Below are 14,954 nucleotides of genomic sequence, written 5' to 3' on the forward strand. Positions count from 1 at the left end.
AGGGTTTTTTATTATATTTCGAACTATTTCAACTTTGTTTTCAATTCTTTTTAGCGCTATAATGATAAACGAAATTCAATTGAAAGGAGCTTCATTTTGACTGCATATTTATTTCCAGTAAAAACAGCATTTATTTTATTTCCTATTTTAGCAATCTTTCTCTTAATTCCTTTTTTAATATTTAATTATCGAAAATACGGTTATTTAAATAAATGGCGCTCATTTATTTTATACTCATTATTACTCTACTTATTAAATGCCTATTTCCTTGTTATTTTGCCATTACCACAAACGTACGATACTTGTAGCCTACAACCGGCTAATACACAGCACATGCAACTATCGCCATTTTATTTCATACAAGAGATTAGTAATCATACATCGGCAATTTTAACGAAACCAGCTACTTATTTCTACTTATTAAAAGAATCTGCATTTTTACAAGTTGCATTTAACGTTTTATTAACCGTTCCATTCGGTATTTACTTACGTTATTATTTCCGACGTAGTTTCTTACAGACTATTTGTATTTCTTTTTGTCTTTCACTATTTTTCGAACTAACACAGGTAACTGGATTATACGGTATATATAATTGTGCCTATCGCTTACTCGATATCGACGATTTGTTTTTAAATACATTAGGAGGAATCATTGGTTTTATTATCGCACCAATATTCACGTACTTCCTTCCGAAAGCAAACGAATTAGATAGTCATATTGATTTGGAAACGAAACCAGTTGGATTCGTTCGCCGCCTTATCGCGATGCAAATTGATTGGATTTTCTTATCTATCGTTGTACCTGTCATTAAAAATAAAGGAAATTCTTTCTTCATTTCTAATATTCAATCTTACACCAATATATACGAACTCATTTTCATAACGTGTTCGATCTTTATTTACTTTATTATCATTCCATACTTTACGAACGGAAAAACAATTGGAAAAGCATTACTTCGTATTTATGTTAAAGGAAAGTCAGATCGTATTACGATGAAGGAATTATTCATTCGTTACGGTATATTCTATTTCATTCTAGGGGGAATCAATTATATTCTTTCTAGTAGCTCTATCTTAAATCTTACAGAGCCTTTAGTATTACTAGTTATATTGTTATTCCAATTCGTAATTAACGGCCTATTTATTATTCATGTTTTATTACATGTATTTAGCCGTGATAAGTTACTATTTTACGAGCGTATTAGTCAAACAAGAAATGCAATTATACTAAAAAAAGCTGACAAATAATTATTTGTCAGCTTTTTTCATACTCAGGAATAACTTTTCTGCATACGGATTTAAAAACATTCCCATTTCATCTAGCGACTTTCTCACTTGTAAAAACGAATGAAATTCTGGATATATATCTGGTAATTGCTTATACGATAATGTATGCATTTTCCCCCAATGTGGACGTCCTTCATACTTCAGAAAAATTTTTTCCACTTCACCAAAATAAGCAGCATATTTCATACCTTTGTACATATGAACAGCGATATACGCTGAATCCCTTCCGTAGGCTGGACTGAGCCATATATCATCACCTTTCACATAGCGGCATTCGATCGGGAAGTGCACCTTATACTTTTTCTTTTCAATAAGATTTGAAATTTCTTCTACAACAGTCCTCATATACTTTGAAGGAACACTATACTCCATTTCAAAAAATGGAACCGTACGTGATGTAGCAAACACTGCATAGCTTGGACCAATTATTTTTGTATTTGGTACAGTCTTAGCAGATAACCGACTTACTCCTTTACTTATAGAAGGAAACCATTTACACCCTTTAGATAACAAAGAGAACATTCTATTTTCAAGTAACTCCACCTTTAATTTATGCCATCTCAAGTCACTTTCTTTACTCATTGTTTCATTTGTAAATTTCACTTGTACTTCATCTGAATAAGGAAAGATAAAAAATTCAAAATGACGATTCTTCTTATATTCTTCTAATTTGTTCATTACAGTAGAGAATGACTGTTTTTCACTTTCATAAACGAGCGAATATGCTGGAATAACCTTCAATTTTATCTTTACAATAATACCTAGCATTCCAAGCGACAGCTGAAACGCTTTCCAATATTCGACGTTTTCGGTTTCCGAACAAACTATACTCTCACCTGTTGATAAAACTGCCGTAATCTCTATAACTTGTGTTGATAAACTACCAAAGGTAACACCCGTCCCATGCGTTCCCGTACTAATCGCTCCCGCAATAGATTGTGAATCAATATCCCCTAAATTTTCTTGTGCATAACCTTTTTCCTCAAGTAACTTCCCTAGATCATGTAACTTTGTTCCTGCCCACACTTCAACAGTCATCTTCTCTGTATCAATATTCGTAATGCCCTTTAATTCATCTAAAGAAACTAAAATTTCTTCCGTTTGCACAAGAGGTGTAAACGAATGCCCTGAACCGACAACACGAATTTTCTTCCCTTTTTTTCGTGCAAGCCCTACAACTTCTACTACATCTTGTATACTTTCTGGATACATTGTATAATGCGGCGTTCCTTCTACATTCCCTGTCCAATTTCTCCATTTTTGTCCCTTTATAGAAAGCATTGGCCATCCCCCCGATATGTTGAATACTCCCCTACAATCTCTCCTTTTTTAACACGATATAAAAAAGGAAACCGCTCACATAACTCTCCAGCTTTACTATGGCGAAACAAGATAGAATCGCCTATATCTACTCGTTCTTCACCGTTATAAAAAATTGGTGTTTGTACCTCGCCAGCACCTTCTAAAGTTAATAATTTTGCACCACCCGGTCCTCAAACTTCAGGCTCTTTATCTTTACCAACTGCTCCTGAAGCAATATATCCACCACCTAGGCAAGTATAAATAAACGGAGCTGGTTTGCGCACAACTGGTAAAGCAAATCCAACGGCTGGATGAAATTGTACTTCTTTATAATAATCAAACAGTTTTGGAGAATAAAAAGCAGAACCTATTGTAATCTCTGAAACTGAATTATCTTGCTCAGTTGTTTTTATACTTCCTGTCCCTCCTCCATTTACAAACCTTAGTTCAATACCAAGATTTTGGATTTCTTTTACGATATGTCCCCTTCTTTCTTTAACCTCTAGCACTGATTTCTTCTTTAAATACGAAATCACTTTACTTTTCATCCATTGATTAGGTATATGATCCCCCACCCCGGCAATTTGAGCTTCGTACCCCATTACACCATCTAGTATTAAATATGATGATTCCTTCACCCTTTTAACTATTTTCAAAGCGACTTGTACATCTTTTACCGGGGATCTTTTTACACCAAAATGAAATTGAAAAAAAAGACTACTCATATCAATATCCAAACAAACACGAAAACACCCTTTAGACTTCTCAGCAATTTTTTCTAAATAAACAATATGATCTTCACAATCCACCATACAAGTTATAATGAACCCTTTCTTTGTTAGTAAACTAATTTCATGTAAAGCTCGTTCATCATAAGCAGGGTACCCTAACAATAAATCATTAAAGCCTTGTTCTATTAAGAACAAAGCTTCTCTAGGTGAAAAACACATAATACCTTGAAATCGATCATTTGCAGCTAAAATTCGTTTCATAATTGGAACAGATCGTAATGATTTACTAGCTATACGGATCTTCTTATCTCCACTTAACTCTATAATCAATTGAATATTCCTCTCTAAAGCCACTTCATCTAAAAATGCACACGGTAATGGAACTTCCTTAAAAATTCCTCTATCCACATTCTTCTCTCCTCTTCTATATATGTCTTATACATATTGGAAAGAAAGAATGATTTTCCTGTTTTCAAATAAAAAAAGTTTCTTCTGCACGAAGAAACTTTTTTGAGAGATGCTCTATTTTGACATTTGACCTTTCGCCAATACTTAACGATTTCCGTACGTATCAAACCAAAGCTGAATATATCCAGCCGTTACACGCTGTGCTTCCATTAATCGCTTACCAGTCATTGGTGTAACTTCAGCACGCCATTTGTCCGCATAACTTTGTGATACAGCAGCTTTTACAAACCAACTTTTCGTATTACTATTTACAATTCCAGGGTAATCTTGCTTCGCAGCCACTGCTGCCCCATGAATCCAATCTTCGGGGTTCATACCTTTCCAATTCCAATATCCATTTCCGTCCGTTACTTTATAGTTATCTTTAATTGTATCTACAAAGTTTTCATATTTAGAGTGGAATCCTTGTGGATAAGAAATATTCGTAAAATTTGCTGCATGCATCGGTTGATTTACATCTCCTAAATAATGAAGAGATAATCCTAAATAGAAGAATGCTTGTTTCATATCTTTATTTTTATATGACTCACCAGCTAGTTTGAAATACTTTGCTCCCGTTTCCTTTGCTTGTTTTGCAAATGGAATATATGTACTTCCATCATCTGGATCATAGAAATGCGATGCAAATGTACTATTATCATAATAAGGATTTTCATAGTCAGCAGAATAAATACCGTTCTCTAAATCTGTACGCCATTCATTTAATAGCGCAATTTGATCTTGTTTTACAATTGTCGTATTACGAGACATGATATCAATTGCACGATTTACAATCCATAAATGAGAATTTACACCTTCTGAATGTTTATCTTCAGCAGACCAATACTGAATAATTTGTACTCTATTCCCTCCATCATTTTCATGTGCAAATGCTACATTTTGTAACGGAGCTACTAACGTAATTGCTGCTGCTAAAGCAAGAACTTTCTTTTTCATCTGAAATCCTCCATTTTATAATTAAGTTATTGTAAATATTTTGTTAGGATCCTACGATGTCTTTCGGTTAACCTATGATTAGAATATCCCACCTTTCATCGAATTTCTATTATTAAATCAAAATATGCAAATGTTCATATTGCTATAACTTTATACATAGTGAACGTAATGAATGAATGCACTTACATTGTAATAAAGTATTATTAAGCTACTGCAAATGTTTGTCTAAAATAATGTAAAAAAAGAGTAAAGCAATTACATGCTTTACTCTTTTTTCTATTCGATAATATACTCGGCAGTTGCACGTTAACTGCCAACTTATGTATAAACCCAAAAACTAATCCGATTCCGATAAATATGTATAGTATCGTAAATATCTTCCCAAAATCAGTTTGAGAACTAAAATCTTTATCTCCTACAGTTGTCAATGTCACCACACTAAAATACAAAGCATCGAACTTCCCCTTCCAAACAAGAATACTTTTAGTTAAAGGAAAGTCTATCACCTTTCAGTATAGAAAAAATTAGCCCTTTTCTATTTCTAGAAAAGGGCTAATTTCTTCTATTATATATTATTTAGGTGAAACAAGAATTTTAACTTGTGTTTTATCTTTTACAAGTGCTTCAAAGCCTTCTTCAACAACTTGATCCACTGTGATTTTTTTCGTAATTAATTTCTCTGCTTGAATTTGACCAGAGCTAATTAATTTAATAACAGCTGGGAATATATGACGATATCCAAGAATACCGATAACTTCTTTTTCTTTTAATACAAGGTTATTCGGAGTAATTGTCGCATCTTTTTCCCACACACTAACAATTACAGTTTGGCCTTCAAAGCTTGTACTTTCAATCGCTTGACGAAGTACAACTTCAACACCTGTTACTTCAAAGCTAACATTTACACCTAAGCCATTTGTTAAGTTGCGAATTTCTGCTAGTACATCTTGAGTTGCTGGGTTTAATACGTAATCAGCACCTACTAATTTAGCTAGCTCTTGACGTTCTTTAGAAAGTTCCACTGCGATAACAGGAGTTGCTCCCGCTGCTTTTGCTGCTTGGATTACAAGAAGCCCAATCGGACCACAACCAAATACAGCTACAGCTTCTCCCTCTTTTAATTTACTTTGACGTACTGCATGAACTGCTACTGCTGCTGGTTCTACAAGCGCACCTTGTTCATACGTCATTTCATCTGGAATATGATGAACCATATTTTCTGGTACTACTGTATATTCAGAGAAACCACCGCCTTCCCCGCCAAGACCGTGGAAAACAAGTTGTTCACAAACATTGTAATGTCCATGTTTACAAGCTTCACATTTACCACAAGAATAAATCGGTTCTACAACAACGCGGTCTCCCACTTTATGAGATGTAACTCCTTCACCAATTTCTACTACCTCACCACTAAACTCATGACCTAAAATAACCGGTGCTTTTACGTGTGTTAATGGATGTTCTTCTGTCGGAATAAAGATAGGCCCTGCTAAATATTCATGCAAGTCTGTCCCGCAGATACCACACCATTTAACTTTAATCTTAACTGCTCCTGGTCTTACAGTTGGTTCGGATACTTCTTCTACTCGTACATCACGTTGATTATGCCAAAGTAATGCTTTCATTTTATACATCCCTCTCTATGTATATACTTAACCTGGTGAAGTTTACAAACCTATTATAATACTCCCATCCATATATTTCAAAAAAACAATCTCATTTCCACTAATTTTTAACAAATAACGTTCACTATTTTGTCACTTTGTACTTTTTTCCACATCTGTTAATTCAATTTCATTGCAGTTGAAATTAGCATTATGCCATAATAGCATGGGAGAGGTGAATATCGCTTGAAATATTTTATTTACTTTATTGTTATCGTAGCGTTTTTCGATACATTTTCACAATTACCTATTATGAGTACTTTCGCTCAAAGTCTTGGGGGAACCCCTCTTGTTATTGGACTAGTTGTCGGTATGTACTCATTCGCTAATATGATCGGTAATATTATTGCTGGAGCCGCTGTCGATAAATTTGGAGCAAAAAAAATCCTTTATATAAGCATGGGAATTACGAGTTTCATAGTCTTGTTATATACCGTTGTTCAAAGTGGTGAACAACTATTAGTTGTGCGCTTTATGCACGGTTTTAGTGACGGATTTTTAATTCCTGCTGCCTTTACGTTTTTATCAAAGCAAACAAATTCAGCAAGGCAAGGTAAGGCAATGGCTCTATCTGGTGCTGCTGTTGGAACAGCGGCAATCGTAGGACCTGCTTTCAGTGGCATTATGAAAGCAACAGCTGGTATAGAGTGGGTTTTCATTACGATTTCTATTTTAATGGCCCTTGGTACAATCGTATCTCTATTCTTCTTACCAAATAACGTATCAAGAAAAGATATATCAAGAACACAAATGATGAACAAAGAAGATATGATTGAACTATTGAAATCAGAACCGTTATTACAAGCATATATTGGTGCTTTCACACTAATGTTTTCACAAGGGATTGTCACTTATATGTTACCAGTAAAAGTTGAGGCGTTAGCACTTAAAGCATCTACAACAGGCATGATGTTAAGTGTATTTGGAATTACCGCTATCCTCTTCTTCTTACTGCCAACAAATCGTATTTACGATCGATTTAATCGTTCAAAACTAATGCTAATCGGGATTGCAGTAATGGCACTAGCATTATCTTTACTTGGATTGTTTGCAACAAAAAGCATGCTCTTTATCGTTATGATGATTTATGGAATTGGATTCGCTATCCTCTTCCCAGCAATTAATGCTTTACTTGTTGAAAATACGACAGATGGTAACCGTGGGAAAGCATTCGGATTGTTTTATGCATTCTTCTCATTAGGAGTTGTTGCTGGTTCCTTTACAGTTGGAGCAATCGGAGCATCTCCTAGTGCTAGCTTCGTTATCGGAACTGCATTCTTATTAACATTTGCTGGAATGATTTATGTAAGAAGCAAAGTAAAAAGCAAAGTAAAAGACAAAGTAAAAAAGACAATGATGGGTTAATTTCATCATTGTCTTTTTTTCCTAATATATTACTTTTGTGTATAACCAAGTAATACTGTAAATAAACTTATTTATAAAATCAATACTACCTTCTTCCTTTAAGAAAGAAACTGAATAAATACTGACGATACTTCGACAATTTCCTCGGAAATATTTCCTTTCCCCACATAATTTGATACACTACACATGAACCAACAGTTGTATTACATGAGCTAAAATAATAACTTACTATACAAATTTTAAAAGCACACTCTTCATATGAAGAATGTGCTTTTATATTATTAACGTTTAATCCAAACAGCGCCCGCTGACTTATCCTCTGCTTGTCCAACAACTTGGAATTTAAGTCCAAGGTTTGGAACTTTTCGTCCTGCATCAGCAATTTGTTTGTTACTATATACTTTTGAATCATCAAACGTTGTAACGCCTTGTAAGCCAGCATAATTAAACTGCCCGCGTGTTAATGAATTTACACTCCATGCTGGCGTTTGATCCAATGAAAATGCAGCGTCTGCAATTTGCATGCCCGTATTACCATACGCTGGTTTCCCGTTTAAATTACCAACGAGTGCTTCTGGATGAGAGTCAATAACACCAAGGAAGCCTTCACCTGGATGTACCCCAACCCAGTTATCTTTGAAACTATCATCTGCATACCAAACGACAAGTCCTGTATTATACACCGGACCTCTTCCCGCCTTTAATCCATTATCTGATCCAGCATAGTTTCTCCACTCTAAATAATAATAATGAGGCTTCTGTTCTGTCCCATCAGAAACAACAAATCCATTTAACTTCATTTTAGACTGTCCTTCTGCGTCATCTGAAAATACTACTTGTCCATCAACTGTTACATTTACATTATCCATTGCGAAACCTTTATATGTTAAAGCTGGATCTGTAATATAGTCGAATTGTAGTTTCACTTTCTTTCCTTTAAATTGACTTAAATCGTATGATTTATCAATCCACTTTCCATCGGTTGTATCTTTATCATCTTGTACTATCTTTTCTCCTAATCTATCAATCAATGTTTTCGTTCCATCTTCCGTTACAGCATGTACTTCGATGAAATCGCACTCTGCTTCTAACTCATAATTTGCTTTATAATCGAATTTTACGTTTGTTCCTTTTGTTAAATCAAAGAACGGTGTTTCTAATGTTGTATGCATATCATCGCCTCTTGTACTATAATATGCATACTTTCCAAATCCCGGCTTAATTGTTTCAACACTCTTACTTGGTAAGTTCACACGAACAATGCCTGGACGATTTGATTTTGTAACACTTTGATCAATATATGTAGGAACTCCTACACCACGCTTAATTTTATCGTAATCTACCTCTAAAATTTTTGCCCAGTTTCCATTCATATTCTTTTGTAAAAAGTCTTTATTTTGCGGCGAAAAACTAGTTGGCTCTGTTCCAGCAATTTTCCCTGTCCAACTACCTCCACTCATTAATGACCAAGCTTCAACAGGTGAACCATTTCCAGTATATTTCGTGTCATATTCATCCGGTAAACCAAGGTCATGTCCAAATTCATGTGCAAACACACCTACTGCTCCATCTTCTGGTTCAATTGTGTAATCATGTGCTGCTACTTTTCCACCCCAATAATCTACCTTTGATTTTGTACCTTCAATCGCTACTGGATCTACTGCTAATTTTGAACGATGTGACCAGATTGCATCATCACCTAATTTACCGCCACCAGCTTCTTGACCAACACCAGCATGGATTACCATTAAATGATCAATTACACCGTCTGATTCATTTTGATTCCCATTACCGTTTGTATCATATCTATCAAATTGATCAAATTGAGATAAATCTAGTCCTTTCTCGGCTGCCGCATGTAAAGCCTCCTTCACTAAATCACGTGCGCCTTTTGGCCCCTTATTATCGTGACCACTACTACCATCTGCTCCATAATCAGATGCTTTTCCTGGGACAGTTAACCACTCTGTTACATACCCATCTGTCGTATAACTACCACCAGATTGCTCTTCATAGTACTGTTTAAATGTTTTTACTTTCGAACCATCAAATAATGTATAAGGCTCATTACCAAACAACATTTTTTGATAATGTTCTCTACTAAAGTCTTTCGAATACATGTAACCTGGCGTTTGATCGATATTATTGTGCTTATAATCACTGAATTCAACGAGTAACACTAACACTTTATCATTGCGGACAGTTCCATTATACGGAGCTTGTTTTGCTTTAGACGTTGGGACTTGCCCATTCAATTGCTTTTTATTTGGCTCTGGCTTTTTCTCAGAGCTAACATTTTTTTCAGCCTTCTTTACGTTTTCCTTTTCTTCCATCTTTTTTTCTTTTACTTTTTTCGTGAAATCAGATACTTCTTGCGAGTGATCATCTGGAAGAATTTCTTTATTCGCCTGATCCCCTTGTTTCTTTTCAATATATTGCTCTACAGCTTTTTTCGTCTCTTCTTTAGAAGATGCTGGATTAATTGTTCCTCTTTCTTTCAACGCTTCCGCTAAACGATCTTCTTGAATTAAATTATGATCAATTGGCGTCGTAGAAATATTTTCTTTTGCTTTCACTGGCGTTTCTGCGTATGCTAACGGAGCACTCAATACAGCTGTGTATCCAATGGTTGCCGTAATTGCTAATGACGACAACACTTTAAATGGCGCTTTTCTTCTCATTCTATTTCTCTCCTTTTATAAAACTTAAAATTCAGATAAATAAGTGCATTTTAATCGAAATCCCTACTTTCTGCCCTCCCTATATAAAAAGGCATAATTCTATAAACGTTAAGCTTTCTGTTATAGAATCATGCCCTCCAGTTTTCTGGTCAGACCCTCTACCTTTTATGTCGAAATATGAAAAATAAAAAGTGATTTGATATATATTAAATAGCTTATATAACAAATTTAAAAGACAATATGCACAATTGCATGAAAATTCTTTTAAATGAAGCGGAACTTTAATCAGAGGAATGTTTTGTCCATCCCCCTCTGATTATTTGCCTTCACCAATCGGGCTTTTACGGGCAGTTATCTCCCACCTAACTTCCTCGCATATGCCGAATTTTGAGGCGGGAATTTTACTGCCCACAAATAACGGGATAAAAAAAGAACCCTAGTCAATTAAACTAGGATTCTCGATTTTCTATTATTTCTCTTGTGTTTTTTCCCAATCAGCTAAGAATTTCTCAATTCCTTGATCTGTTAATGGGTGTTTCACTAATGAAGCAATTACGTTTGCTGGGATTGTTGCAATATGTGCACCATTTAATGCTGCGTCTGTTACGTGAACGCTGTGACGTACAGATGCTGCAATGATTTCTGTTTCAATGCCGTGAATTGCAAAGATTTCTGCGATTTGGCGAATTAAGTCCATACCGTTATGACCGATATCATCTAGACGACCTAAGAATGGTGAAACGTATGTCGCACCAGCGCGAGCTGCAAGTAATGCTTGAACTGCTGAGAATACTAGTGTAACGTTTGTACGAATTCCTAAATCAGAGAATGCTTTTACTGCTTTTAAGCCTTCTGTTGTCATTGGAACTTTTACAACAACGTTTGGAGCGATTTTTGCTAACTCTTTTCCTTCTTCAATCATTTTATCAGCTTCTAAGCTAATTACTTCTGCGCTTACAGGTCCTTCAATAAAGCTGCAAATTTCACGAATACGTTCATGGAAATCTACGCCTTCTTTTGCTACAAGTGATGGATTTGTCGTTACTCCAGCTACTACACCTAATGCATTTGCCTCTTTAATTTCGTTAATGTTTGCTGTATCAATAAAGAATTTCATTTGTTATTCTTCCTTCCTAATTTTCATTTTATATTTATTTGTTTTTCTTAATAAGCTCTAATTCAATCGGAATAAATTTGTCCACTTTTTTACCTTGTGTTATCTCTTTTGCTGTTTGCATCGCCTTCTCTCCGATTAATTCCGGTTTTTGAGCGACTGTTGCAGCCATACGCCCATCGTTAACCGCTTTCACAGCATCTTCTGTTGCATCAAATCCAACAACAACTACATCTGTTTTTCCAGCAGATTTTAATGCCTCAATTGCCCCTAATGCCATTTCATCGTTATGAGCAAATACCGCTTTAATATCGCTATTCGCTTGCAAAATATTTTCCATAACAGATAAACCTTTTGCACGATCGAAATCAGCTGCTTGTTTTGCTACTACTTTTAAAGACTTATCAGCTACGTTATGGAATCCTTTCCCGCGCTCACGAGCAGCAGATGATCCAGGGATTCCTTCTAACTCAGCAACGTTTGCTCCCTCGCCAACTAATTCACGAATGTAATCACTAGCCATTTGACCACCTTCGATATTATTAGAAGCAATGTGAGAAACAACTTTACCTGAATTCGCAACGCGGTCAACTGTAATAACAGGAACATTCGCTGCATTCGCTGCACTTACCGCTGAAGCAACAGCGTCTGAATCGGTTGGATTAATAACAACTACATCGACACCTTTTTGAATTAAATCTTCAACATCGTTTGTTTGCTTTGCTGCATCATTTTGCGCATCAACAGCAATCAATTCAATGCCGCTATCTTTCGCTTTCTTTTCTGCACCTTTTTTTAAAGTCACGAAAAACGGATTATTTAAAGTTGAAACAGAGAATCCAACTTTAATAGTTTTATTTCGACCTTTATCGCTAGAATCCTTTGCCCATTCTGGTGGTTCCATTGAACAACCAGCAGTAATGACCATAATACATGCAACGAGTATAAGTAACCATTTCTTCATGAACTGTCCCTCCATTACGCTTCTTTTCGACGATCAATTAATACAGCTAGTAAGATTACAAGCCCTTTTACAACTTGTTGGAAGAAAGAAGATACACCTAATAAATTTAAACCGTTATTTAGTACACCGATAATAAGTACACCGATGAATGTACCAACAATCCATCCTCTTCCTCCTGAAAGGCTTGTTCCACCTAATACAACTGCTGCAATTGCATCTAATTCGTAAGAAGTACCTGCAGTCGGCTGTGCAGAATCTAGTCGTGATGTTAAGATAATACCTGCAAGCGCTGCCAAAATCCCGGAAAGACCGTAAATCATTACTTTAATTCTCGTAACATTAATACCTGATAGTGCTGCTGCTTCTTCATTTCCGCCAATCGCAAAGGTACGGCGACCGAATGTTGTTTTCTTCAAAATGAAGTACAATACTGCGAAAGCGATCATCATTGTAACAGCTGGTACCGGAATACCAAGAAAATAACCACGGCCAAACATTTGGAACATTAAATGATCACCAAGACCAGTGATCGGACGTCCGTCCATATAAACAAGCGTCAACCCGCGAAAAATAGTCATTGTTGCTAAAGTCGCAATAAACGGAGCTACTTTTCCCTTCGCAATAATGATACCGTTTATAACTCCCATTACAAGACCAGCTAATAATCCAACTGCCATTGCAAGGAACGGATCCATGCCACTTGCCATCATTCCAGCAACAAGTGCACTTGATAATGCTAAAATAGAACCTACCGATAAGTCAATACCCCCTGTTAAAATTACAAAGGTCATTCCGAATGCAATGAGTGCATTAATCGATACTTGACGCAGTATATTAAACAAATTTGGGATTTCAATAAATGCCGGATTTAAAGCTGTAATTACTACGATAATTAACACTAAACCGATTAAAGAACCAAGTTGTTGTAATACATTCCCCTTCTTAGCCATACCTTACTCTCCCCCTGTAGCTAGTGCCATAATAGACTCTTGCGATGCCTGATCTTTCTCTAAAATACCACCGATTTTCCCTTCATGAATGACAAGAACGCGATCACTCATTCCTAGAACTTCTGGAAGCTCAGACGATACCATAATAACGGCATCTCCTTGCTCTGTAAGCTTATTCATAATAGAGTAAATTTCTTTTTTAGCCCCAACATCTACACCTCTCGTTGGTTCATCTAATATGAGTAGTTGTGGATGAATACCGAGCCACTTTGCAATTACAATCTTTTGCTGATTTCCACCTGAAAGAGATTTCACAGCTTGCTCTCCGTTAGCTGCTTTCACATTAAGAAGCTTCATCATGTCTTCTGTAAATTGCTGCTCTAGTGCGTTACTTAGAACACTTCCCTTTGAAAGACTTTCTAAATTTGGTAACGCTAAATTTTCTCGAATTGAGAAATCTAACACTAACCCTTCTGATTTTCTGTCCTCTGTAATAAAAGCAATTCTTTGTCTAATCGCATCTATCGGACTATCAATCTTTACTTCTTGTCCATTTATAAAAATTTGTCCAGAGTCTAACGGTTCATATCCAAATATCGCTTTCATAATATCCGTGCGCCCAGCTCCCATCAAACCAGCTACACCAAGAATTTCACCTTTTCTCACTTGAAACGAAACATTTTCGAATTTCCCCTTTTTCGTTCCGTTACGCATTTCAAAAATCACTTCGCCAATTTGACTATTTCGCTCTGGGTAACGTTCACCAATGCTGCGCCCCACCATCATACTCACTACTTCATCAAATGACGTTTCTGGAATTAACCTCTTTCCTACGTATTCTCCATCACGTAAAATCGTAATGGCATCACATATTGAGAAAATCTCTTCCATACGATGCGAAATGTAAACGAATGAAACACCTTCTTTGCGTAACTTATTTATAACTGTAAAGAGCGTTTCAATTTCACGATCCGTCAGTGCCGCAGTTGGTTCATCCATAATAATAACGCTCGCGTTTGTCATTAAAGCTTTCGCAATCTCGATAATTTGCTGTTGTCCAACCGATAATTCACCAGCTAACATAGCGCCTTTTACATGCAATCCTAGCTCCGCTAATTGCTGCTGTGCAAGTGCGTTCATTTGACGAGTACGTAAAATACCTGTTTTCCCATACATTAACTCTTTACCAAGATACATATTTTCAGCTACTGTTAAATTCGGCAATATGTTCAATTCTTGATGAATAAATGCAATGCCGTACTCTTCAGCTTCTTTCGCATTTTTAAAAGTACGTTCTTGTCCATCAATCGTGACTGTTCCACCATCTTTTGTATATACACCTGTCAAAATCTTCATGAGCGTTGATTTACCCGCTCCATTTTCCCCCATCAATGCATGAACTTCCCCTGTTTCAATCATAAACTGTGCATTCTTCAAAACAGGATTACCATTGAACGCCTTTGAAATATTTTTCATTTCAATATGCATTCTC

At 35.9% G+C, this 14,954-nt stretch carries 10 protein-coding genes and 2 pseudogenes; 2 read left to right on the forward strand and 10 right to left on the reverse strand.

The features are described 5' to 3' along the window. The first annotated feature begins 96 nt into the window (after positions 1–96). Positions 97–1,248, forward strand: a complete 1,152-nt coding sequence (locus COC96_RS07545; RefSeq protein WP_098269205.1) for a VanZ family protein — start codon at positions 97–99, stop codon at positions 1,246–1,248. On the opposite strand, the gene COC96_RS07550 is transcribed toward COC96_RS07545, so the two are convergent. From COC96_RS07550 to bdhA, 5 genes and pseudogenes are all read right to left on the reverse strand, one after another. Further along, positions 1,249–2,568: a D-arabinono-1,4-lactone oxidase gene (locus tag COC96_RS07550; protein WP_098768610.1), complete on the reverse strand. Its 1,320-nt coding sequence runs from the start codon at positions 2,566–2,568 to the stop codon at positions 1,249–1,251. It abuts the gene before it with no gap. Beyond that, positions 2,556–3,728: pseudogene (locus COC96_RS07555) on the reverse strand (amino acid deaminase/aldolase). The gene COC96_RS07550 and the pseudogene COC96_RS07555 overlap by 13 nt, the downstream one beginning before the upstream one ends. A gap of 144 nt (positions 3,729–3,872) precedes the next feature. After that, on the reverse strand, positions 3,873–4,724 hold the full coding sequence (gene cerA, locus COC96_RS07560) for a phospholipase CerA (protein WP_098768611.1): 852 nt from the start codon (positions 4,722–4,724) through the stop codon (positions 3,873–3,875). Positions 4,725–4,927: 203 nt separating this feature from the next. Further along, positions 4,928–5,179 (reverse strand): annotated as a pseudogene (locus tag COC96_RS07565) (potassium channel family protein); the annotation flags it as partial. A gap of 117 nt (positions 5,180–5,296) precedes the next feature. Further along, the gene (gene bdhA / locus COC96_RS07570) at positions 5,297–6,349 is read right to left on the reverse strand and encodes a (R,R)-butanediol dehydrogenase (protein ID WP_098269208.1); all 1,053 of its coding nucleotides are present in this window, start codon (positions 6,347–6,349) and stop codon (positions 5,297–5,299) included. Positions 6,350–6,574: 225 nt separating this feature from the next. On the opposite strand from bdhA, the gene COC96_RS07575 reads away from it, so the two are divergent. Further along, a complete protein-coding gene (locus tag COC96_RS07575; protein WP_097905266.1) occupies positions 6,575–7,753 on the forward strand; it encodes an MFS transporter in 1,179 nt (392 codons plus the stop codon). Between the two features lie 281 nt (positions 7,754–8,034). Here the strand turns inward: COC96_RS07575 and inhA2 are convergent, their stop codons facing one another. From inhA2 to rbsA, 5 genes are all read right to left on the reverse strand, one after another. Then, positions 8,035–10,434 carry a M6 family metalloprotease immune inhibitor InhA2 gene (inhA2, locus tag COC96_RS07580; RefSeq protein ID WP_098768612.1) on the reverse strand — a complete coding sequence of 800 codons (2,400 nt, stop codon included), beginning with the start codon at positions 10,432–10,434 and terminating at the stop codon, positions 8,035–8,037. Between the two features lie 469 nt (positions 10,435–10,903). Beyond that, positions 10,904–11,551: a fructose-6-phosphate aldolase gene (fsa, locus tag COC96_RS07585; protein ID WP_000667666.1), complete on the reverse strand. Its 648-nt coding sequence runs from the start codon at positions 11,549–11,551 to the stop codon at positions 10,904–10,906. Between the two features lie 34 nt (positions 11,552–11,585). Then, complete coding sequence (rbsB, locus tag COC96_RS07590; RefSeq protein ID WP_098269210.1) at positions 11,586–12,512, reverse strand: ribose ABC transporter substrate-binding protein RbsB; 927 nt, start codon at positions 12,510–12,512, stop codon at positions 11,586–11,588. A 14-nt stretch (positions 12,513–12,526) separates the two neighbouring features. Next, on the reverse strand, positions 12,527–13,462 hold the full coding sequence (locus COC96_RS07595) for an ABC transporter permease subunit (RefSeq protein ID WP_097905269.1): 936 nt from the start codon (positions 13,460–13,462) through the stop codon (positions 12,527–12,529). A 3-nt stretch (positions 13,463–13,465) separates the two neighbouring features. Continuing rightward, complete coding sequence (gene rbsA / locus COC96_RS07600; RefSeq protein WP_098269212.1) at positions 13,466–14,950, reverse strand: ribose ABC transporter ATP-binding protein RbsA; 1,485 nt, start codon at positions 14,948–14,950, stop codon at positions 13,466–13,468. Positions 14,951–14,954: the final 4 nt, after the last annotated feature.

The sequence above is a fragment of the Bacillus cereus genome, assembly GCF_002577405.1.
Classification (GTDB): Bacteria; Bacillota; Bacilli; order Bacillales; family Bacillaceae_G; genus Bacillus_A; species Bacillus_A cereus_AU.